Raw genomic sequence first — 20,127 nt, forward strand, 5'->3', positions numbered from 1 at the left:
GGCGGAGGCACGGGAGGACGCGCGAGAGCACGCGAGGGAGGAGGGCTCGGCGCCCGCGAGCGTGCTCGCCTACATCGGGGCGATGACGGCGGTGCTGGGCGCGGTCGTCGTCATCGGGCAGGGACTGCTCGCGCTCGCGGCCGCGGACACCGCCGCGGACCTCGCCGCGCTCGCGGGCGCCGATGCGCTCGCCGTCGGCAACAGCGCGCCGTGCGCCATCGCCTCCGAGGCGGCCGTCCGCAACGGCGCGAGCCTGCTCTCGTGCACCGTCGCCGGTCAGGACGTGATCGTCGAGGTCAGCACGCCCGCCGGGGTGCTCCCGGATCAGCGCTCGCTGGCCCGCGCCGGCCCCGCGCCGTCGAGCAGCTCGAGGACGGCGAGCGCCCCCGCCTTGGACAGCGGCTCGTTGCCGTTGCCGCACTTCGGGGAGACCACGCACGCCGGGCAGCCTGCCTCGCATGCGCATTCGCGCACCATGTCCTCCGTCGCCCGCACCCAGGCGGCCGCGTCCTCGGCGCCGCGCTCGGCGAACCCGGCGCCGCCGGGCGCGCCGTCGTACACGAAGATCGTGGGCTGGCCGGTGTCCTCGTGACGGGCCGTCGAGACCCCGCCGATGTCCCAGCGGTCGCAGGTGGCCAGCAGGGGCAGCATCGAGATCGCGGCATGCTCGGCGGCGTGCAGGGCGCCGGGGAGCAGCTCGTCGACGATGCCGTCGGCCTCGGTGGTCTCCTGGGGCAGCACGAACCAGACCGCGCGCGTGGTGAGGGTGCGAGGCGGCAGGTCCAGCGGATGCTGACCGAGGACCGCCTGGGTGTAGACGTCCCGCACCTGGTAGCCGGTGACCTGGTCGGTGACGTCGACCGTGCCGAAGCACAGCCGCACGCCCCGCCCCCACTCCTCCTCGCGGTCGGTGGAGCGGATGCGGATCGTGGAGGTCGACTGCGGATGCGTGGAGTGGAGCGGATCCTCGCGGTGCACGAGGGCGACCGCCCGCTCGACGTCCAGGTGGTCGACGACGAAGTTCCTGCCCTGATGCATGTAGACCGCGCCGTCGTGGACCTGGGTGTGAGCGCTGCCGGCGTCGACGGTGCCCAGCAGGGCGCCGCTGGAGGCCTCGACGATCCGCACCGGTTCGCCGCCGCTCCCGCGCAGGTCGGTGAGGTCGTGGGCGCTCTCCGTCATCGTCCAGTACCAGCCCGTCGGACGGCGTCGCAGCACTCCGCGGGCGGCGAGAGTGTCCAGCAGCTCCCGCGCTGCGGGCCCGAAGATCTCCTCCTCGCCGTCGCGCAGGGGCAGCTCCGCGGCCGCGGCGCACAGATGTGGCGTCATCACGTAGGGGTTCTGGGGGTCGAACACGGCCGCCTCGACCTCCATGCCGAAGACGGAGTCCGGATGGTGCACGACATACGTGTCCAGCGGGTCCTCGCGGGCGACGAACAGGGCGAGCGCATCCCCCTCCTGGCTGCGCCCGGCGCGCCCCGCCTGCTGCCACAGCGAGGCGCGGGTGCCCGGCCACCCGGCGATCAGCACGGCGTCGAGCCCGGAGATGTCGATGCCCAGCTCGAGGGCATTGGTGGAGGCGAGTGCCCGCAGGTCCCCCGAGCGCAGGGCGTCCTCCAGCGCCCTCCGCTCCTCCGCGAGGTAGCCGCCGCGATAGGCGGCGATCCTCCCCGACCGGCGCGCGAGCTCACCGTCCATGGACTGCTCCGCCTCCTGCCCGAGGAGGCGCTGCGCGCCGGTCGAGACGAGCTCCGCACCGCGCCGGGAGCGGGCGAACACGAGGGTCTGCACGTCGCGGCGCACGAGGTCCGCGAGCAGCGCGCCGGCCTCGCTCGTCGCCGAGCGGCGCAGCGGCTCCTCGCTGCGCTCGGCGGGTTCGGAGGGCTCGGCGTGGTGGCCGGCGTGCGCGGCGCGATGCTCGACGGAGGTCGCGCTGACGGGGCGCCCGGGGGCGCCGTTCCCGCTCGGCTCCGCGGGTCGACGGCCGTCGACGACCGACCTGGTGCCGGGCTCCCACAGTCCGAAGGTGACGCCACCGCGCGGCGAGCCGTCCTCCGTGACGGCCTCGACGTCCTGGCCGACCAGGCGCGAGGCCGAGAGCTCGGGGTTGGCGGTGGTGGCCGAGGCCAGGATGAACGTGGGGTCGCTGCGATAGGCGGCCGCGACGCGGCGCAGGCGCCGCAGGACCATCGCGACGTGGCTGCCGAAGACGCCGCGGTAGCTGTGGCACTCGTCGACGATCACGTACTTCAGGGCCCGCAGGAAGCTCGCCCACTGCTCGTGGCCGGGGAGGATCCCGAAATGCAGCATGTCGGGGTTGGTGAGCACGAAGGTGCCGTGACGGCGGATCCAGCGGCGCTGCTCGGTGGGGGTGTCCCCGTCGTAGACGGCCACACGGGCGTCGCGCAGCTCGGCGCCGTCGGCGAGGGCCGTGATGTTGGTGAGCTGGTCCGCGGCCAGGGCCTTCGTCGGCGCGAGGTACAGGGCGGTCGCGCGCGGCGCGGAGCGGTCGAGCTCGCGGGCTCCGATCGCGCTCAGCGAGGGGAGCAGGTACGCGAGCGACTTGCCGGAGGCGGTGGCGGTGGACAGGACGACGTGCCGCCCGTCGTGGGCGAGGCGCGCCGCCTGCTCCTGGTGGGTCCAGGGGGCGGTGATACCGCGGTCGGCGAGGTGCTCGCGCAGGCGAGGATCCGTCCACTCCGGGAACTCGCCGGTGCGCCCGGGGCGCGCGGGCACGTGCTCCACATGGGTGAGGCAGGTGCGGCGCTGCAGGGGTGCGCTGAGGTCTCGCAGCAGCTCGTCGGCCCGCCCTCGTCGCACCCGCTCCCCTTCCCGACCACGGCCCGTTTCGGGGCCGGGAGCGGTCCTGGGACCGCCCGTCCAGCGCATGTCCGGATCACGTCCGGGCACCTGGGGCACAATCGTAGCCATGCCCGCCGACAACGCCCCCGCCACGCGCGCCCCCGCGTCCGCCGAGCGCGCGCCGGCGCCCCCGCGCGTGGAGTCCGCCCTGCTCGACGCGCTGCGCAGCGACCTCGCGGCGGCCCCCTTCACGACGCAGGCCTGCCGCGACCTGCTGGGTCCGCTCGCGCACGACGCCCTGGGCCGCGAGAACCCGATCCCCGCGCGCCGCGTCCTGGCCCAGGACGAGAGGCCCACGGCGGTGCTGCTGTGGCTCTTCACCCTCGGCGGCGCGCTCCGCCGGGATCTCGTCGAGCGCGCCCTTCCCACCCTGGGCCTCGAGGGTGCGCTCGCGCTGGGCCTCGTCGAGGAGATCGACGCGGGGGCGGTCGCGGAGGGCGACGTCTCCGGCGACCCCGACGACACCCGCGACGGCACCCGCGACGAAGGGTCTCGCGCAGCGCGCGTGCGCGCCATCGTCGACCTCTCCCCCTACGCCGCGAGCGACGATCTCGGCGAGATCCAGTGGTGGATCGCCTCGGACCTCTCCGAGATCGCGACCGGTGCACCGCTCTCCTCGGACCACGTGCTCGGCGTGGGCGGCGCCTCGCTGACCCTCGCCCGGATCACGCCGCGCGGGCACGTGGGGCGGGTGCTGGACCTGGGCTGCGGCGGCGGCATCCAGGCGCTGCACGCCTCCCGCCACGCCGACCACGTCGTGGCCACCGACCTCTCTCCCCGCGCGCTCGCCTTCGCCGCCTTCAACGCGGCGCTCAACGGCATCGAGCTCGAGCTGCGGGAGGGCTCGCTGCTGGAGCCCGTGGCCGGCGAGCAGTTCGACCTGGTGGTGAGCAATCCGCCGTTCGTCATCACGCCCCGCAGCGGCGGGGTCGCGCAGTGGACCTACCGCGACGGCGGCCGCACGGGCGACGTGCTCACCGCCGAGCTCCTCGCCGACCTGCCCCCTCACCTCTCCCCCGGCGGGAGCGCCCTCATGCTCTCGAACTGGGAGATCAGCGCGGACACGGCATGGGACGTCCATCCGCGGGCATGGCTCGAGCCGGTCCTGGCCGACGGGATCGACGCCTGGGTGATCCAGCGCGAGAGCGAGGACGCCGCCCAGTACGCGGAGACCTGGGCGCGCGATGGCGGGATCACCGTGCGGGACGCCGCATGGCGGAGCATGCAGGAGGCCTGGCTCGAGGACTTCGAGGCCCGCGGCACCACCGGCATCGGCTTCGGCTACCTGCTGCTGCGCCGTCCCGGGACACCGCGCCCCGACGGCGCCCAGGTGCTCCTCGAGGAGGTCACCGGGACCGGGAGCGGCACCCTGTCCGAGCACATCGGGGCGGGCCTGACGGCCCTCGACGCCCTGGCCCGGCTCGACGACGAGGCCCTGCTCGCCTCCCGTCCGGTGCGTGCGGCGGACGTGGTCGAGCGCCGCCACCTCACGCCCGGCGAGTTCGACCCCATGCTCATCGAGCTCGTGCAGGGCGGAGGCTTCGCCCGCACCGTCCGGGAGGACCAGGTGCTCGCCGCCGTCGTCGGCGCGCTCGACGGGACGCTGACGCTCGGCCAGGTCCTGGGCGCGGTCTGCGCCCTGACCGACGAGGACGAGGGCGCCGCCCGCGAGCGCGTGCTCCCGCAGCTGCGCGAGATGATCCGCACCTCGATGGTGACGCTGTGAACGCGCGGCACGAGGACAGGCGGTACGAGGACATGCGGCCCGAGGACGATCCGCACGGCTCCCGTCGCCCGGGGTCCGGGTACGGACAGAGCACGCCCGTCGAACCCGCCGAGCCCGATGAGCTCCGTGCGCCCGACGAGTTCCCGGGGCCCGACGAGTTCCATCAGACCGACGACCTCCCGGGTCCCGACGGGCCCCGTCACCCCGAGAACGTCGATGCGCTCGACCCGACCGCCCCGGCCGCGGTCCCCGTCGGCCCTCATCGCCGCAGCGGCCTCGTCCCCCGGCTGCTCGTGGGCCTTCTGGGCGCCGCGGTCTGCACGGCGCTCACGGTCCTGCTCGCGAAGGGCGCCGTCGGCACGGCGCGCGGGCAGCGGCTCGATCAGCTGATCCTCTCGGCGGCGCAGAACGACGACGGCCCCATCACGCAGGTCATCTTCCCCGCGCTGAACACGGTGACGGTCCCGGTGGTGCTGATCCTGCTCGCCCTGGCCGCAGTGTTCGCGCTCGTGCGGCGCCGGCCGTCCCTGCTGCTGCAGATCCTCGTGATCGTGGCCGGCGCCAATCTCACGGTGCAGATCGTGAAGTCCTTCGTCGTGGACCGCACCGCGCTCGCGCAGGACATAGACGTCACCCCCAACTCCTTCCCCTCCGGCCACACGGCGCTCGCGATCTCCGTGGCCCTCTCCCTGATCCTCGTCTGCCCCGCGCGGATCCGCGGCCTGGTCGCGATCCTGGGGACGGCGTGGGTCGCCGCCGCCGGGGTGGGCACGATCGCGGGCGGCTGGCACCGTCCCAGCGACGTGCTCGGCGCCCTGCTGGTCACGGGAGCGTGGGCGTTCCTGCTGCTCGCGGTCGACGCGGCGCTCGCCCTCGCCCGCACCCCGCGCGGCCCCGAGGGGCTCGCCCATCCGCGCGACGCCCGGGCCGGGCGCGGGGCGGGACCGCTGCTCGCGGTGCTCGGTGCGGTCGCGGTCGCCGCGGGCATGGTGGTGCTCGCCACGGTCCCCACCCCCATCGACCTCGACGACGCCTCCCACCAGGCCCGCGCCTATCTGGCCACGGTGCTCGTGATCCCGGGATGCGTCGCCGTCCTCACCGCCGCCGCGCTGGGACTGCGCGTGCCGGACCTCGCACGTCCCGCGGGACCCCTGTCCCGGTGACCACGTGGCCGGAGCGTGTACGGTGAGCACGCCGGAGCCACCCAGGCACCCGCGCAACGGCTTCCCGGACCCGCTCCGGCGCCGCCAGAACCCCCGGAAGGACGGTACAAGTGACCGGCTCGCGCCATCTCGTGATCGTGGAGTCCCCTGCCAAGGCGAGGACGATCGCCCGGTACCTCGGGGACGACTACGTCGTCGAGGCGTCCGTCGGCCACATCCGTGACATCCCGGTCCCCCGCGATCTGCCGGCGGACATGAAGAAGGGGCCCTACGGCAAGTTCGGCGTCGACGTCGAGAACGGCTTCGACCCCTACTACGTGGTCAGCGCCGACAAGAAGAAGACGGTCGCGGACCTCAAGAAGAAGCTCAAGGACGCCGACACCCTCTACCTCGCCACCGATGAGGACCGCGAGGGGGAGGCGATCGCCTGGCACCTGCTGGAGACCCTCAAGCCCAAGAAGTCCCTGCCGGTGCACCGCATGGTCTTCCACGAGATCACGCGCGACGCGATCCAGGCGGCGCTGACGAACACCCGCGAGATCGACGACCACCTGGTCGATGCGCAGGAGACCCGCCGCATCCTCGACCGGCTCGTGGGCTTCGAGCTCTCCCCCGTGCTGTGGCGCAAGATCCGCCCCTCGCTCTCCGCGGGCCGCGTGCAGTCCGTGGCGACCCGCCTGGTCGTGGAGCGCGAGCGCGAGCGCATGGCCTTCGTGCCCTCCGACTACTGGGACGTGACCGGCACCTTCGCCGGCTCGGACGCGGCCTTCTCGGCCCGCATCTCGAGCGTCGACGGCTCGCGCGTCGCGACCGGCTCCGACTTCGCCGACGACGGCACCCTGAAGCAGAAGGCGTCCGCGGCGACGGTGCTCACCGAGGAGTCGGCGACCGCGCTGGTCTCCGCGCTCGAGGGCGCGCAGGCACGGGTCGCGAGCCTGGAGTCCAAGCCCTACACCCGTCGGCCCGCCGCCCCGTTCACCACCTCCTCCCTCCAGCAGGAGGCCTCGCGCAAGCTGCGCCTGGGCGCCCGTCAGACCATGCGCGTCGCGCAGGGGCTGTACGAGAACGGCTACATCACCTACATGCGTACGGACTCCGTGGCGCTGTCGGGCGAGGCGATCAGCGCCTCGCGCGCCCAGGCCGCCGAGCTCTACGGCTCGCAGTACGTGCCCGAGAAGCCGCGCCACTACCAGAACAAATCCCAGAACGCGCAGGAGGCGCACGAGGCGATCCGCCCCGCCGGGGACCGCTTCCGCACGCCCGCGCAGGTCGCCGGCCAGCTCTCGGGCGACGACTTCCGTCTCTACGAGCTGATCTGGAAGCGCACGGTCGCCTCCCAGATGGCCGACGCCAAGGGCACCACGAGCTCCGTCGAGCTGGCCGTCGAGAAGGCCGGCCGCGCCGCCACCTTCCGCGCCTCGGGCACCGTCATCACCTTCCGCGGCTTCATGGCCGCCTACGAGGAGGGCCGCGACGCCTCCCGCTACGGCGAGCAGGACGAGAACGACAAGCGCCTGCCGCAGATGGACGAGGGAGACATGCTGGACGTCGAGGCGCTCGTGCCCGACGGCCACACCACCACCCCTCCCCCGCGCTTCACGGAGGCCTCGCTGGTGCGGGCGCTCGAGGAGCGCGGCATCGGCCGCCCCTCGACCTACGCCTCGACCGTGACCACCATCCAGGACCGCGGCTACGTGCTGCGCCGCGGCTCGGCGCTCGTGCCCAGCTGGACGGCGTTCGCCGTGGTCAAACTGCTCGAGGAGCACTTCGGGCCGTTCATCGACTACGACTTCACCGCCCAGATGGAGGAGCAGCTCGACAAGATGGCCCGCGGCGAGCTGGGCCGCAGCGAGTACCTCGACGACTTCTATCGGGCCGACGGGACCGACGGCCCCATCGGACTGCAGCCCATGGTCGAGCACCAGGGCGACATCGACCCCCGCGAGATCAACTCGATCCCGATCGGCGAGGACATCACGCTGCGCGTGGGCCGCTACGGCGCCTACGTGGAGCGCCCCGCGCCCGTCGACCCGGACGCCGCGCCCGCCGCCGAGCCGGCCCCGCCGCAGCGCGCGAGCCTGCCCGACGATCTCGCGCCCGACGAGCTGACCGTCGAGAAGGCCCGCGAGCTGCTCGAGCGCCAGAAGGACGACGGCCGCGTGCTGGGCGAGGACCCGCAGACCGGCCATGACGTGATCGTCAAGGACGGCCGCTACGGCCCCTACGTCACCGAGGTGCTGCCGGAGGACCCGGACGACAAGACCCCCAAGTCCAAGCGCCCCAAGCCCCGCACCGCGTCGCTGCTGAAGTCCATGGACCTGGCCACCGTCGACCTCGACGACGCCCTCAAGCTGCTCTCGCTGCCGCGCGTGGTGGGGGCCGACGAGGACGGCACCGATATCACCGCGCAGAACGGCCGCTACGGCCCGTACCTCAAGAAGGGCACGGACTCGCGCTCGCTGGAGACCGAGGAGCAGATCTTCTCGATCACCCTGGACGAGGCGAAGAAGATCTACTCCCAGCCCAAGCAGCGCGGTCGCGCTGCCGCGAAGCCGCCGCTCAAGGAGCTGGGCACGGATCCGACCAGCGAGAAGCCCATCGTGGTGAAGGACGGCCGCTTCGGCGCCTACATCACCGACGGGACGACGAACGTGACCCTGCGCCGCGACGACTCCCTGGACGCCCTCACCCACGAGGTCGCCGTCGAGCGCCTCGCCGAGAAGCGCGCGAAGGGGCCGGCCAAGAAGGGCGGTCGCAGCACCACCCGCAAGGCCACGACCAAGAGCTCGTCGAAGGGCACGACCAAGAGCACGACGAAGTAGGCCGCGCCGAAGTCCGGCAGCTCGAGCACCACGAAGAGCTGACTCCCGCGCCGCCAGGTCACGACCTCGCAACAAAGCGACGAATCACGCGTTCCGGTTGTGTCCCGGATCACCGGAAAGGCCTAGAGTGACGGCGTCATGGTGACGCCGGGCCCGAGCTGCATCCGGCCGCCCGCCCCGTGATCGTCCGCCCCCGTCAACGTCGCCGGGGGCGGACCCGTTCGTCCGCCCCCGCGCCTCGACGTCGGCGCTACTTCACGGACCCCGCCGCGAGGCCTCCGATGATGCGGCGCTGGAAGACCAGCACCAGGATGATCAGCGGCACCGTGACGATCACGCCGGCGGCCATCTTCGTGCCGTACGGGGTGTCGAACTGCGAGGAGCCGGTGAACTTGGAGATCGCGACGTTCGCGGTCTGCATCGCGGGCTGGTTCACCATCGTCAGCGCGATGAGGAACTCGTTCCATGCCGCGATGAAGGTGATGATCGCGGTGGTGAACACGCCCGGCGCGGCGAGCGGCAGGATGATCCGCCAGAACGCGCCGAACCGGGTGGTGCCGTCCACCATCGCCGCCTGCTCGAGCTCGACCGGCAGCTGCCGGAAGAACGCGTTGAGGTTCCACACGGCCAGCGGCAGCGCGAACGACATGGTGGGCAGGATCATCGCCTGGTAGCTGTTGATCCAGTTGAACGGCCACCACTCGAAGCCGCCGCTGAACAGCTTCAGCAGGGGGACCACGAGCGTGATCACCGGGAACATCGAGGTGGCGACGATCATGAACATGACCAGCACCTTCCCGGCGAAGTCCAGCCGCGCGAGGGCGTAGGCGCCGAAGGTGCCCAGCAGGAGCACCAGCACCGTCGTGCCGCCCGCGACCACGAGGGAGTTGGCCAGCGCCCGGGCGAAGTGGTTGTCCGGGTCGAACACCGCCACGTAGTTCTCGAAGCTGATCGGGTTCGGGATCAGCTCCGTGGAGCGGCCCTCGCTGGGCAGGCGGAGGGAGGAGACGGCCATCCAGTAGAAGGGCAGCAGGCAGTAGACGAGGATGAACGCCATGCCGATCGCGATGACGATCGACCCGGCGCGCCCGCCCTTGATCCTCTTGGGCGAGAGCACCTCGCCGGTGCGCGAGCGGATCTGCGTGCCGCCGCCGGATGCGCTTCCGGATGCGCTGGTCATGCCATGCTCCCCTCTGCCGTGGTGCGGAGTCTGCGGGCTGTGCGCCGGGAGCCGCCCGATCCACCGTCGGCCCCGTCGTTCCCGTCGCCGCGGCGACGACCGCCGCGCCGCGCGGGTTTGTTCTGCTCGCCGATGACATCGGCCCCGAGCACTCGGATGAACACGAACGCCACCAGGCAGATGTAGGCGAACAGGATCATCGAGTACGCCGAGGCGAGGCCATAATTCGTCTTGCCCGCGGCGTCGGAGGCGAGCATCGAGAGGGTCTGCCCGGATTCGAGCCGGCCCAGCAGGACGTAGGGCAGGTCGAACATGCGCATCGCGTCCAGGAGGCGGAAGAGCACCGCGACCACGAGCACGGGGCGCACGAGCGGCAGCGTGATCCGCCAGAACGTGTCCCAGCGGTTGGCGCCGTCCATCTTCGCGGCCTCGTAGACCTGGTCGTCGATCGTCTGCAGTCCCGCCAGGGTCAGCAGCCCGATGTACGGGGCGGTCTTCCAGATGTCCGCGATGAGCACGGCGGCCTTGGCCTGCCAGCCCTCGGTCGTCCACAGCGCCTGATAGTGGATCACCCGGTTGAAGATGCCGTTGGCGTCGAAGATCAGCTGCCACATGAGGGCCGAGACCACGGTGGGGATCGCCCAGGGCACCAGGATCGAGGCGCGCACGATGCCGGTCGAGCGCATCGCGCGCGCCATGATCAGGGCCATGGACACGCCCAGCACGGTCTCGATGCTCACGCCCACCACGGTGAACAGCGTCGTGTTCCAGAAGGCGTTCCAGAACCCGGCGCCGGCGCCCGAGCCGGTGAACGCCTCCACGTAGTTGTCGATGCCGACGAACGTGTCGCCCTGCTTGATGATCCCGGTCTCGGGGTCGATGTCACCGCCGGACTGGGTCAGCGACTGCCAGGCCGAGAGCACGAGCGGGAAGCCGACCACGAGGGCCAGCAGCACGAGCGTCGGCAGCAGCAGGAGATAGGCCATGCGGCCCTGCCCGCCGGTGACACGGCGGGAATGCGGGTCTGCCATGACTCACTTCTCGGTGAGGTCGGTGAGCTGCTTCTGCAGATCGCTCAGCGCGGCGTCGGTCTCGGTGTCACCGGAGAGGCAGCCGTAGGCGGCCTCCTGGATGGCCTGCGTGACGTCGCCGTACTTCACGACCTGCGGACGCACGGCGCCCTTGTCGATCGAGTCCTTGAGGGTGTCGAGGAACGGGTACTTCTTCTTGAGGTCCTCGTCCTCGTAGACGGCGGTCGCGGCGGTCGGATTGCCCGTCTGCAGGAACCAGGCCTTCTGCTGCTCCGCGGCGCCCATGAACGCGATGAAGTCCAGGGCGGTGCCCATGTTCTTCGCGAACGCGCTGATCGCGTAGTTCAGGCCGCCGACGGTCGACGTGCCCTCGCCCTTGACCGCGGGCACCAGGGAGACGGAGACCTTGTCCTTGACCTTCGAGGAGCCGTCGTCGGCCTGGAACTTGTCGTACACGTACGGCCAGTTCTGCAGGAACACGAGCTTGCCGTCCTGGAAGGCCTGGCGGGACTCCTCCTCCTTGTAGGTCAGCGCCTCCTTGGGGATGTACTTCTTGTCGAAGCCGTCGCGGAGGGTCTGCAGACCGAGCTTCGCGGCGTCGCTGTCGGCCTGGGGCTTGCCGTCCTTGTCGAACAGCTCCCCTCCGGCGGACTTCACGACCCCGGTGAGCTGGCAGGTCAGGCCCTCGTACTTGGCGAACTGGCCGCCGAAGCCGTTGATGCCGCTGTCATCGGCCTTGACCTTCTCGATGACCTCGTACATCTCGTCGTACGTGGCCGGCGGCTCGTCGTACCCGGCGTCCTTCAGCAGGTCCTTGCGGGAGAACAGCAGCTGCCCGTTGGTCGCGTAGGGCATCGCGTACAGCTTGTCGAAGTAGGTCGCGGTCTCGACGGTCGCGGGGATCATGTCGTCGATCGGGAGCTTGTCCTTGGGCAGCTCGACGACCCACTGGTTGGCCGCGAACTCCGCGGTCCACACGACGTCGAGACCCAGCACGGTGTACGCGTCGGACTTCGCCTGGGCGTTGTTGATGAACTGGCTGCGCTGGTCGTCGGCGCTCTCGGGGAGCTCGACGAGGGTGACCTTCTCGTCGGAGTGGTCCTTGTTCCAGCGGTCCAAGAAGTCCTTGAGGACGCCGGTGGTGTCCTTGCCGGTCGCGAAGGTGATCGGCCCGCGCTCGTCGAAGTCCGCGCTCGCGCCGCCGCCGGAGCCGCCCGAGGACGAGTCGTCCGAGCCGCCGCACGCGGCGAGACCGAGCGCGGAGGCGCCGAGTCCGCCGGCCGCGAGGACCGAGCGCCGACCGAGACCGTGGTTGCTGCTGCTCATCTGGGGCTCCTTCATGCCGAGTTCCGTGCCGCGTGCATGCGGTGGACGATGCGCTGACGGCGGTCGCCGCCGACGGTTCGTGCGAAGGACCCGCGGAGGCTCCGTCGCCTGGGCCGAGAGTAACCCGGGCGCACCTGTGGCGTAGCTCTCAGTCGACATTTCGGGCACTTTCTTCACCGATCCGTGACCTGCGGGCTCGTGGGTTCGGCCGACGGGACGCGGTCCCGTCCACACGAGCCCCGGGTGTCGGGGCGGACCGATAGATTGAAGGCATGACGTCCCGACCCCCGCTGGAGCTGCCCGCGTCCACGGTCGCGGACCCGCGCGAGGCCCCGCCGCTGCGCTGGGCCGTGGTCTCCCCGGGGCACATCGCGACGCAGTTCACCGAGACCCTGAGCCGGGCCACCGCTTCGCGCGCCGTGGCCGTGGCCTCGCGCTCCGCCGAGCGCGCCGAGGCCTTCGCCCGCACGCACGGTCTGGACGCCGCCTTCGACTCCCTGCCGCGGATGCTCGCCGCCGGCGGCTTCGACGCGGTCTACATCGCCTCCCCGCACTCCGCGCACCACCAGATGGCGCGCACCGTGCTCGAGGCCGGGTACCCGGTGCTGCTCGAGAAGGCCTTCACCATGACGGCCGACGAGGCCGGCGACCTGGTGGGCCTCGCCCGCGAGCGCGGGCTGTTCCTCATGGAGGCGCTGTGGTCGCGATTCCTGCCGCGCTTCGACGTGGTGCGCAGCGTGCTCGCATCGGGCCTGCTGGGCGAGATCGTCTCGCTGCGCGCGACCCACGGCCAGCACTTCCCCTTCGACCCGGGGCACCGTCTCCACGCCCCGGAGCTGGGCGGCGGCGCCCTGCTCGACCTGGGCGTCTACCCCCTGAGCTTCGCGCAGATGGTGCTCGGGGACCTCACGGAGCTGACCGCCTCCGGCACGCTCACCCCCGCGGGCGTCGACGAGACCGTGCACGTGCTCGCGTCCTCGACCGCGCACCCGCGGGCCCGGGCCTCGCTCGTGACCACCCTCGCGGCGCGCGCCGGGAACGACGCCGAGATCCTCGGCACCGAGGGGCGCCTCGTGCTCGAGGGCATGTTCTTCGCCCCCGGCGAGGTCCGCGTCGAGATGTACGACGGCCGCACCGCATCCGTCCCCGACCCGACCTCGGCCCCCGACGGCTCGGCCGCCCCGACCGGCCCCGGCGCCTCCGTCGGCCCCGACGACGGACTCGCCTACGAGGCCGCGGAGGCGGCGCGCCGGATCACCGCCGGAGACCTCGAATCACCGCTCATGACCTGGCACGACACCATCGCCGTGATGGAGGCGCTCGATGCCGCGCGTGCGCAGGTCGCCGCACCGCGCACCACCCCCGATGCCCGACCAGAGGAGACCGCCCGCTGATGACAGGATCGTCGATCGGCATGCGCACGCTGCGCGTCCCTGCGCCCCATCCCCCGCGCCGGGGGCTGTTCATCTCGTTCGAGGGCGGGGAGGCCGCGGGCAAGACCACCCAGATCGGGATGCTCCTCGATCACCTCGTGCATCGCCGCGAGGTGGCCGAGGACCTCGTGCTCACCACGCGCGAGCCCGGCGGCACCGACCTCGGGAAGAGCATCCGCGAGCTCGTGCTTCACGGCGGCGACGTGAGCGCCCGCGCCGAGGCCCTGCTGTACGCGGCGGACCGCGCCCACCACATCGAGACGGTGGTGCGCCCGCACCTGGCCCGCGGCGGCCTCGTGCTCGCCGACCGCTACCTGGACTCCTCGATCGCCTACCAGGGCGTGGGCCGCTCGCTCTCCCAGGAGCAGATCGCCGCGCTCAGCCTGTGGGCGACCGACGGCCTGCTCCCCCACCGCACGATCCTGCTGGACCTGCACCCCGACGCCCTCTCGGAGCGCCGCGAGGCGCATTCGCTGGACCGGCTCGAGCGCGAGGGCCGCGCCTTCCACGACGCCGTGCGCGCCGAGTTCCTCGAGCTCGCCGAGGCCGACCCGGACCGCTTCGTGGTCGTGGACGCCTCTCGCAGCCCCCAGGAGGTGCACGAGGAGGTCCTCGCGGCGATCGCCGACGACCTCGCGACGCTCGACCCGACCTTCGAGGTCGACACCTCGCACCCTGGGGCCGACGACCGATGAGCGCACCGACGAACGCCGGTCCGACCGGAACGGATCCGACGGGTGCCGGGCCGGCGGGCGTGTGGGCCGACGTCGTGGGCCAGGAGATCGCGGTCGCGCAGTTCCGCCGCGCCGCCTCCCCCGAGGGCTCCCTCGCACAGGCCTGGCTGATCACGGGCCCGCCCGGCTCGGGCAGGTCGACGGCGGCCCGTGCCTTCGCCGCGACCCTGCAGTGCGAGACCGGCGAGGGCTGCGGGCACTGCCACGCCTGCCGGACTGTCCTCGCGGGCACCCACCCGGACGTCACCGCGGTCGCGACCGACAAGCTCTCGATCTCCAAGGAGGAGGTCCGCTCCCTGGTGCTCACCGCGCAGCGCTCACCGGCGACCGGCGCGCACCGGGTCATCATCATCGAGGACGCGGACCGCATGAGCGCGGGCACCTTCAACGTGCTGCTGAAGTCGATCGAGGAGCCGCCCCCGCACACGGTGTGGATGCTGTGCGCGCCGTCGGCCGAGGACCTGGCGCCCACGATCCGCTCCCGCTGCCGCGTGGTCACCCTCGCGATCCCGCGAGCGTCCGACGTCGCCGAGCTGCTGGTCCGCCGCGACGGTGCCGACCCGGATCTCGCCGAACGCGCGGCCCTCGCCGCGCAGGGCCACATCGGGCTCGCCCTGCGGTACGCGACGCAGCCCGGCGCGCTCGAGGCGCGCGAGGAATCGGCCCGCACCCTCCTGGGTCTGCGCAGCAGCGGCCAGGCAGTGCTCGCGGCCGGCACGCTCGTGGAGCGCGCGAACGCCGAGGCCGCCGCGACAGCGGACGACGTCGCCGCGAAGGAGAAGGAGCGCTTCCTGCGCTCGGCGGGCATCGAGGACGGCAAGGTCCCCCCGTCGCTGCGCTCGCAGATGCGCCAGCTCGAGGACGATGCGAAGCGCCGGCGCACGCGCCTGGTGCGGGACGTTCTGGACCGCTACCTTCTGGACGCCCATTCGGTGCTGCGCGATGTGCTCGTGCTGCAGCTGGGCACGGGCGCGGAGCTCGTGAACCCGGGCGTGCGCGAGGACATCGTGCACGCCGCCGAGGGAGGGGATCCGCAGGTCACCCTCGCTCTGCTCGACGCCGTGCAGCAGGCGCGCACGAGGATCGCCGGCAACGTCCCGCCGCTGCTCGCGACCGAGGCGCTGCTCGCCCGGATCGCCGTCCGCGCCGGCTGAGCCCCGCGCCGGCTGAGCCCCGCGCCGGCTGGGCCCCGCGCCGGCTGGGCCCTCGGGGATCACTGAGCCTCGGGCGCGCGGAAACCTCGGGGACCGCTGCCTCCGCGAGGAACAGGGCCAGGGCACCCTGCCTCGGGTCGGATCAGGTCAGGGACGAGTCCGTGCGAACGACCTCCGAGGCGTGGTCTCAGCCGGGGGCGTGCACTACACGTAGCAGGAGGTCGGGTGACGTGCCATATACGCCGTCACCCGACCTCCTGCTACGCGAAATGCACGGCGTCGCTCACGAGCCCCTCATCGGTGGCGCCGAATCCGCTGATCCGCACGCCCCGCGGGCGCGCCGGCGCGCGGCCTGTGACTGCTCACGACTGACGCCTGACGGCACGACCCGCTCTGGTCAGAGGCAGAAAACCCTCAGAGGGCGGCGCTCGGCGAGTCCTCCGCGGTCTCCTCCGAGTCGGCGTCAGCTGCGTCGGCTGCGTCGGCTGCGTCTCCTGCGGCCTCGGCCTCGCCGGGCTCCTCGGTCGCGCCAGCCGCAACGGTCTCTCCTGCGGCCTCGGCCTCGCCGGATTCCTCGGGCGCAGCAGAGTCCGTGGCCTCGGCAGCGCCCTCAGTCTTGGCAGCGCCCTCGGTCTCCGTCGCTTCCTCGACCACCGCGGCATCCTCATCGCTGCTCGTGCTGCGGTCGACGTCGACCCGGTACTCGTCGACGACGACGCCCTCCTCGGGGTCGGAGTCCTGGTGGGACTCCTCCTTGCCGGTCTCCGAGTGCGAGCCGCAGCCGTAGTCGAGGTGCACCACGTGGCCGTCGGCGACGGACCACTCGTTGGTGCACACGCCGAACTCGGTGCGCAGCGAGCCGGCCATGAGCGTGAGGAACCCGCACGAGGAGCAGGTCGCGGTCACGGTGCCACGGCGCTTGCGGGCCGAGACGGGGCGCGGGCCGAAGTCGCCGGCGAACCAGCGGTCGGCGGCCTCCTCGCGCCCGACGGGCGAGAGCACGCGCGGGCGTCCGAGTCCGAGCTCCCACTGCGCGACGCGGTCGGCGTCGGCGTCGTCGGTCTGCTCGTAGCCCTGCTCGAGGCGCTCGTCGGCCTCCTGGTAGGGCAGCAGGTCGTCGGCGCCGACGTCGGAGGGCTTCAGGCGCTCCGCCCAGGGCTCCCAGTCGGGGGCGAGCAGCGCGCTGTCGCCGGGAAGCAGCACGGTCTCGCACACGGTGGCCTGCTTCGCGCGGGGAGCGCGGGCGAGGACGACGTTCCACACCCAGCCGCTGTAGCCGGGCATCGCGCACGCGAACACGTGCGTGACCAGTCGTTCCCCGCTCGCCTCGACGCGCAGGTGCTCGCCGACCTGGTCGGGCTCGGTGACCTCGATCAGCGCCTCGCGCGCGAGGTCGACCGCGGCGGCGCTCACGGCGTCGAGCTTCGGGCGCGCGGTGCGCGCGCGGGGCCGACGCTTGGCGGCGGCAGCCGGGGCGGTGGCGGGAGCGGCGCTCTCGCCGGTCTCGGGGGTGTCGGTCTCAGCAGTCATCGGCATGCGGTGGGTGTCCTCAGGCCTCGAAGTTGTCGGCGACGGCTCGCAGCACGGTCGCGATCTTGTGGGAGTGGCCCGCGTCGGGGTAGCGCCCCTTGCGCAGGCCGTTCCCGGCATCGTCCAGCAGACGGATCAGGTCCTCGACCATCCCGGCCATGTCGTCGGGCTTGGGCCGACGGGCGCGGGTCACCGAGGGTGCGGCCTCCAGAAGGCGCAGCGACAGCACCTGCGGACCGCGGCGGCCGTCGGCGATGTCGAACTCGACCTTGGTGCCCGGGCGCAGGGTCTCGGCGCCCTCGGGGAGGGTGGAGGCGTGCACGTACACGCTCTCGCCGGACTCGTCGTCCCGCACGAAGCCGAAGCCCTTCTCGGCGTCGTAGAACTTCACCTTGCCACGAGGCACGCGGATCCCTGTCCTTCACGGAGTCGTCTGGGTGATGGTGGTCGCCGCGTCGGGCCCTCGCGGGCGGCCCCGGCGGGCACTGCCCGGGGCGGCATCTGCGGGCGCAGACGCGGCGCTCCAGTCTAACGCCCGCGCGGGCACGGACGCGCGGGTATTCCCCGCCGCGGTGAGGGGCGCCGCATCGGGGGCGACGGGCGCCGCATCCGGGGCGGCAGGCACCGCATAGGAGCCGGCGAGACCGCAACGGCGGCGACGCGCCCGTCAGGCGCGCGGACCCTCGCGGCGGCGCTCGGGCGGGATCTCGATGCGGGGCGGTGCGGCGGGCACGGCGCTCCGTTCGTCCGACGCGTCCGCGGCGCGGCCGGCGGCGGCGCGCGCCTCGCGGGCGGCGTCGTCCGGGGCCAGACCCATGATCTCGAGCGCGCCCTCGACGAGCATCGCCGTGAACCCCCAGACGAAGCGGTCCTGGCTGAGGGAGAACACGGGGCCGACGGCGCGGCCGTCGAAGCTGCCCATGAAGCGGCAGGACGGGTCGGTCAGGGAGTCGGGGCCGACGAGCGGGAGGCGGACCACGCGCTCCACCTCCACGGGGTCGCCGACGGCGAGATCCGGACGGCGGGGCGCCCAGGCGGCCACGGGGTGGACGACCTGGCCGCGCCAGGGCATGCGGATGGGCGCGAACTCCCCGAGCACGTGCACCTGCCCGGCGTCCAGCCCGATCTCCTCGCGGGCCTCCCGCAGGGCGGTCGCGCGGACGTCGGCGTCCTCCGGCTCGACGCCGCCGCCGGGCAGGGCGAACTGGCCGGGCTGGGAGCGCATGCGATGCCCGCGCTCCTCGACGACGAGCTCCGCCTCCTCGAGCGATGCGCCGCTGACCAGCAGCAGGACGGCGCTGCGCCGGGTGATCTCGCGCGCGGGACCAGGACTGCGGGGCAGGGCGAGCGTGTGGTCGCCCGCGCGAGCGCGCTCGGCGAGGGGGCGCAGGAAGCCCGGCAGCTCGGGCCGGTCCGGGGCGTCTCCTCCCGCACCCGTCGCCCGCGCGCCGTCGGGGCGGCTCATGCGGCCACGCCGATCCGCGGGCAGAGGTCGACGAGCGCGCACTCCGTGCAGTCCGGCGACCGCGCGGTGCACACGCGCCGGCCGTGCAGGATCAGCCGCAGGGACAGCGCCGTGAGATCGGTGGTGGGATCGGATGTCTCCGCCGCCGCGTCGCCCTCACGCGCATCGCCCTCCTCCGCATCGCCCTCCTCCGCATCGCCCTCCGCCGCAGCTGCGTCGGCGCTCTGCACGAGGGCGACGACGTCGTGCTCGACCGTGCGGGCCTGCCGTGAACGGGTCCAGCCCAGGCGACCGGCCACCCGGGTCACGTGGGTGTCGACGGCGAGCAGCGAGCGGCCGAAGCGCACGCCGCGCACCACGAACGCGGTCTTCCGGCCGACGCCCGGCAGCGCCTCGAGGGCGTCCTGGTCGTCGGGCACCTCGCCCCCGTGGTCCGCGAGGAGCGCGCGGGCCAGAGCGATCACGCGTGCGGCGCGCGTCGGCCCCATGCCCAGGGGCTTCAGCACCTTCTCGACCTCGGCGGGGTCGGCCCCTGCGAGCCCCTCCGGTCCCGGCCAGCGCCCGAACAGCTCCGGGGTCACGGAGTTCACGCGGGCGTCGGTGGTCTGGGCGCTGAGCACCGTGGCGACGAGCAGCTCGAAGGCGTCGCGGAAGTCCAGCTCGGTGCGCGCCCGGGGGTACTCCGCACGCAGCCGGGAGACGACCTCGCGGACGTCGGCCGGTCCGTCGGCCGATGAGACTCCCGACACTCGCTGCTCCTTCGTGGACCCTCTGCGGCCCCTGCTCCCGGCACCCCGGCGGCCCCCGCGGGGCGGGCCGGATGCGCCGTGCGACGCACGGATCAGGTGAGCAAGCACGCATATCCGCGCCACATCGGTCACAATGGTTCCCATGACGACGGTCCCGGACCCGACGGGATCACCTAGATCAGGAGGTTCCGTGGACGAGAACATCGTACGTTCATCCCCGCTCTTCGCGGCGCTCGACGATGACGGCAAGCAGGCCGTGCTGGCCTCGATGTCGCAGGAGGACTACCACCGCGGCGCGGTGATCTTCCGCGAGGGCGACCAGGGCGACCGCCTGTTCATCATCGGCGCGGGCAAGGTCAAGGTCGGCCACGCCTCGGGCGACGGCCGCGAGAACCTCCTCGCGGTGCTCGGCCCGGGCGAGACCCTGGGCGAGCTCTCGCTGTTCGATCCCGCTCCCCGCAACGCGACCGCCACGGCCGTCGCCGAGTCCACGCTGTACTCCCTCACCCAGCAGGACCTGTACCGCGTGCTCTCGCAGCGCCCCGAGGTGGCCCGCCACCTGCTGGCCTCGCTCGCCCGTCGTCTGCGCAAGACCAACGAGTCGCTCGCCGACCTCGTCTTCGCGGACGTCCCCGGCCGCGTCGCCAAGAACCTGCTGGACCTCGCCCAGCGCTTCGGCCGCCAGACGGACGACGGCGTCATGGTCTCCCACGGCCTCACCCAGGAGGAGCTCGCCCAGCTCGTCGGCGCCTCCCGCGAGACCGTCAACAAGGCCCTCGCCGACTTCGCCTCGCGCGGCTGGATCCGCCTCGAGGCCCGCGCCGTGCTGCTGATCGACGTGGAGCGCCTGCGCCGCCGCGCACGCTGATCCCGCGCTGACCGGACGGCGCCCGCACCGCGGGCGCCGTCGGCGCACGAGAAGCGGGGCGTGACGATGACTCCGGTCATCGTC

General features: G+C 72.9%; 15 protein-coding genes and 1 pseudogene. 8 read left to right on the plus strand and 8 right to left on the minus strand.

Annotated features, from left to right (window positions below; genetic code table 11):
* Positions 1-82: 82 nt before the first annotated feature.
* Positions 83-292: pseudogene (locus MHY49_RS14160) on the plus strand (Rv3654c family TadE-like protein); the annotation flags it as partial.
* Positions 293-324: 32 nt separating this feature from the next.
* Here MHY49_RS14160 and MHY49_RS14165 read toward each other — a convergent pair.
* On the minus strand, positions 325-2,820 hold the full coding sequence (locus tag MHY49_RS14165; protein ID WP_239205123.1) for a DEAD/DEAH box helicase: 2,496 nt from the start codon (positions 2,818-2,820) through the stop codon (positions 325-327).
* A 109-nt stretch (positions 2,821-2,929) separates the two neighbouring features.
* Between MHY49_RS14165 and MHY49_RS14170 the strand changes: the two genes are divergently transcribed.
* The 3 genes from MHY49_RS14170 to topA all read left to right on the plus strand — a co-directional run bounded on the left by MHY49_RS14170 (position 2,930) and on the right by topA (position 8,573).
* Positions 2,930-4,588 (plus strand): methyltransferase, encoded by a 1,659-nt coding sequence (locus tag MHY49_RS14170; RefSeq protein WP_239205125.1) that lies wholly within the window; start codon positions 2,930-2,932, stop codon positions 4,586-4,588.
* Complete coding sequence (locus MHY49_RS14175; RefSeq protein WP_239205127.1) at positions 4,585-5,751, plus strand: phosphatase PAP2 family protein; 1,167 nt, start codon at positions 4,585-4,587, stop codon at positions 5,749-5,751. Before MHY49_RS14170 ends, MHY49_RS14175 begins: the two co-directional genes overlap by 4 nt.
* A 110-nt stretch (positions 5,752-5,861) precedes the next feature.
* A complete protein-coding gene (gene topA / locus MHY49_RS14180) occupies positions 5,862-8,573 on the plus strand; it encodes a type I DNA topoisomerase (protein ID WP_239205129.1) in 2,712 nt (903 codons plus the stop codon).
* A gap of 250 nt (positions 8,574-8,823) precedes the next feature.
* On the opposite strand, the gene MHY49_RS14185 is transcribed toward topA, so the two are convergent.
* From MHY49_RS14185 to MHY49_RS14195, 3 genes are read right to left on the minus strand one after another with little or no spacing between them, the layout of a single operon-like run.
* The gene (locus MHY49_RS14185) at positions 8,824-9,753 is read right to left on the minus strand and encodes a carbohydrate ABC transporter permease (protein WP_239205131.1); all 930 of its coding nucleotides are present in this window, start codon (positions 9,751-9,753) and stop codon (positions 8,824-8,826) included.
* Complete coding sequence (locus MHY49_RS14190; protein ID WP_239205133.1) at positions 9,750-10,784, minus strand: carbohydrate ABC transporter permease; 1,035 nt, start codon at positions 10,782-10,784, stop codon at positions 9,750-9,752. The genes MHY49_RS14185 and MHY49_RS14190 overlap by 4 nt, the downstream gene beginning before the upstream one ends.
* Before the next feature lie 3 nt (positions 10,785-10,787).
* Positions 10,788-12,110 carry an ABC transporter substrate-binding protein gene (locus MHY49_RS14195; RefSeq protein WP_239205135.1) on the minus strand — a complete coding sequence of 441 codons (1,323 nt, stop codon included), beginning with the start codon at positions 12,108-12,110 and terminating at the stop codon, positions 10,788-10,790.
* A 272-nt stretch (positions 12,111-12,382) separates the two neighbouring features.
* Between MHY49_RS14195 and MHY49_RS14200 the strand changes: the two genes are divergently transcribed.
* From MHY49_RS14200 to MHY49_RS14210, 3 genes are read left to right on the plus strand one after another with little or no spacing between them, the layout of a single operon-like run.
* Positions 12,383-13,504 carry a Gfo/Idh/MocA family protein gene (locus tag MHY49_RS14200; RefSeq protein ID WP_239205137.1) on the plus strand — a complete coding sequence of 374 codons (1,122 nt, stop codon included), beginning with the start codon at positions 12,383-12,385 and terminating at the stop codon, positions 13,502-13,504.
* The gene (tmk, locus tag MHY49_RS14205) at positions 13,504-14,238 is read left to right on the plus strand and encodes a dTMP kinase (RefSeq protein WP_239205139.1); all 735 of its coding nucleotides are present in this window, start codon (positions 13,504-13,506) and stop codon (positions 14,236-14,238) included. Before MHY49_RS14200 ends, tmk begins: the two co-directional genes overlap by 1 nt.
* Positions 14,235-15,431 (plus strand): DNA polymerase III subunit delta', encoded by a 1,197-nt coding sequence (locus MHY49_RS14210; RefSeq protein ID WP_239205141.1) that lies wholly within the window; start codon positions 14,235-14,237, stop codon positions 15,429-15,431. The genes tmk and MHY49_RS14210 overlap by 4 nt, the downstream gene beginning before the upstream one ends.
* Positions 15,432-15,845: 414 nt before the next feature.
* Here the strand turns inward: MHY49_RS14210 and MHY49_RS14215 are convergent, their stop codons facing one another.
* From MHY49_RS14215 to nth, 4 genes are all read right to left on the minus strand, one after another.
* Positions 15,846-16,967, minus strand: coding sequence for a DUF3027 domain-containing protein (locus MHY49_RS14215; RefSeq protein WP_239205143.1), 1,122 nt, complete (start codon positions 16,965-16,967; stop codon positions 15,846-15,848).
* A 13-nt stretch (positions 16,968-16,980) separates the two neighbouring features.
* The gene (locus MHY49_RS14220) at positions 16,981-17,367 is read right to left on the minus strand and encodes a cold-shock protein (protein ID WP_152352267.1); all 387 of its coding nucleotides are present in this window, start codon (positions 17,365-17,367) and stop codon (positions 16,981-16,983) included.
* Positions 17,368-17,628: 261 nt separating this feature from the next.
* Positions 17,629-18,426, minus strand: coding sequence for a CoA pyrophosphatase (locus MHY49_RS14225; protein WP_239205145.1), 798 nt, complete (start codon positions 18,424-18,426; stop codon positions 17,629-17,631).
* The gene (gene nth, locus MHY49_RS14230) at positions 18,423-19,175 is read right to left on the minus strand and encodes an endonuclease III (RefSeq protein WP_239205147.1); all 753 of its coding nucleotides are present in this window, start codon (positions 19,173-19,175) and stop codon (positions 18,423-18,425) included. The genes MHY49_RS14225 and nth overlap by 4 nt, the downstream gene beginning before the upstream one ends.
* Positions 19,176-19,365: 190 nt before the next feature.
* Here nth and MHY49_RS14235 point away from each other — a divergent pair, with 190 nt between their 5' ends.
* Positions 19,366-20,043 (plus strand): Crp/Fnr family transcriptional regulator, encoded by a 678-nt coding sequence (locus MHY49_RS14235; protein ID WP_152352270.1) that lies wholly within the window; start codon positions 19,366-19,368, stop codon positions 20,041-20,043.
* Positions 20,044-20,127: the final 84 nt, after the last annotated feature.

Origin of the sequence: Brachybacterium sp. ACRRE, from assembly GCF_022346485.1 — a bacterium.
Taxonomy (GTDB): domain Bacteria; phylum Actinomycetota; class Actinomycetes; order Actinomycetales; family Dermabacteraceae; genus Brachybacterium; species Brachybacterium halotolerans.

Bases quoted from the DNA above. Each gene is read 5' to 3' on its own strand.
- MHY49_RS14170 (WP_239205125.1), top strand. From the start codon at position 2,930: ATGCCCGCCGACAACGCCCCCGCCACGCGCGCCCCCGCGTCCGCCGAG.
- MHY49_RS14185 (WP_239205131.1), bottom strand. From the start codon at position 9,753: ATGACCAGCGCATCCGGAAGCGCATCCGGCGGCGGCACGCAGATCCGC.
- MHY49_RS14190 (WP_239205133.1), bottom strand. From the start codon at position 10,784: ATGGCAGACCCGCATTCCCGCCGTGTCACCGGCGGGCAGGGCCGCATG.
- MHY49_RS14195 (WP_239205135.1), bottom strand. From the start codon at position 12,110: ATGAGCAGCAGCAACCACGGTCTCGGTCGGCGCTCGGTCCTCGCGGCC.
- MHY49_RS14200 (WP_239205137.1), top strand. From the start codon at position 12,383: ATGACGTCCCGACCCCCGCTGGAGCTGCCCGCGTCCACGGTCGCGGAC.
- tmk (WP_239205139.1), top strand. From the start codon at position 13,504: ATGACAGGATCGTCGATCGGCATGCGCACGCTGCGCGTCCCTGCGCCC.
- MHY49_RS14210 (WP_239205141.1), top strand. From the start codon at position 14,235: ATGAGCGCACCGACGAACGCCGGTCCGACCGGAACGGATCCGACGGGT.
- MHY49_RS14215 (WP_239205143.1), bottom strand. From the start codon at position 16,967: ATGCCGATGACTGCTGAGACCGACACCCCCGAGACCGGCGAGAGCGCC.
- MHY49_RS14225 (WP_239205145.1), bottom strand. From the start codon at position 18,426: ATGAGCCGCCCCGACGGCGCGCGGGCGACGGGTGCGGGAGGAGACGCC.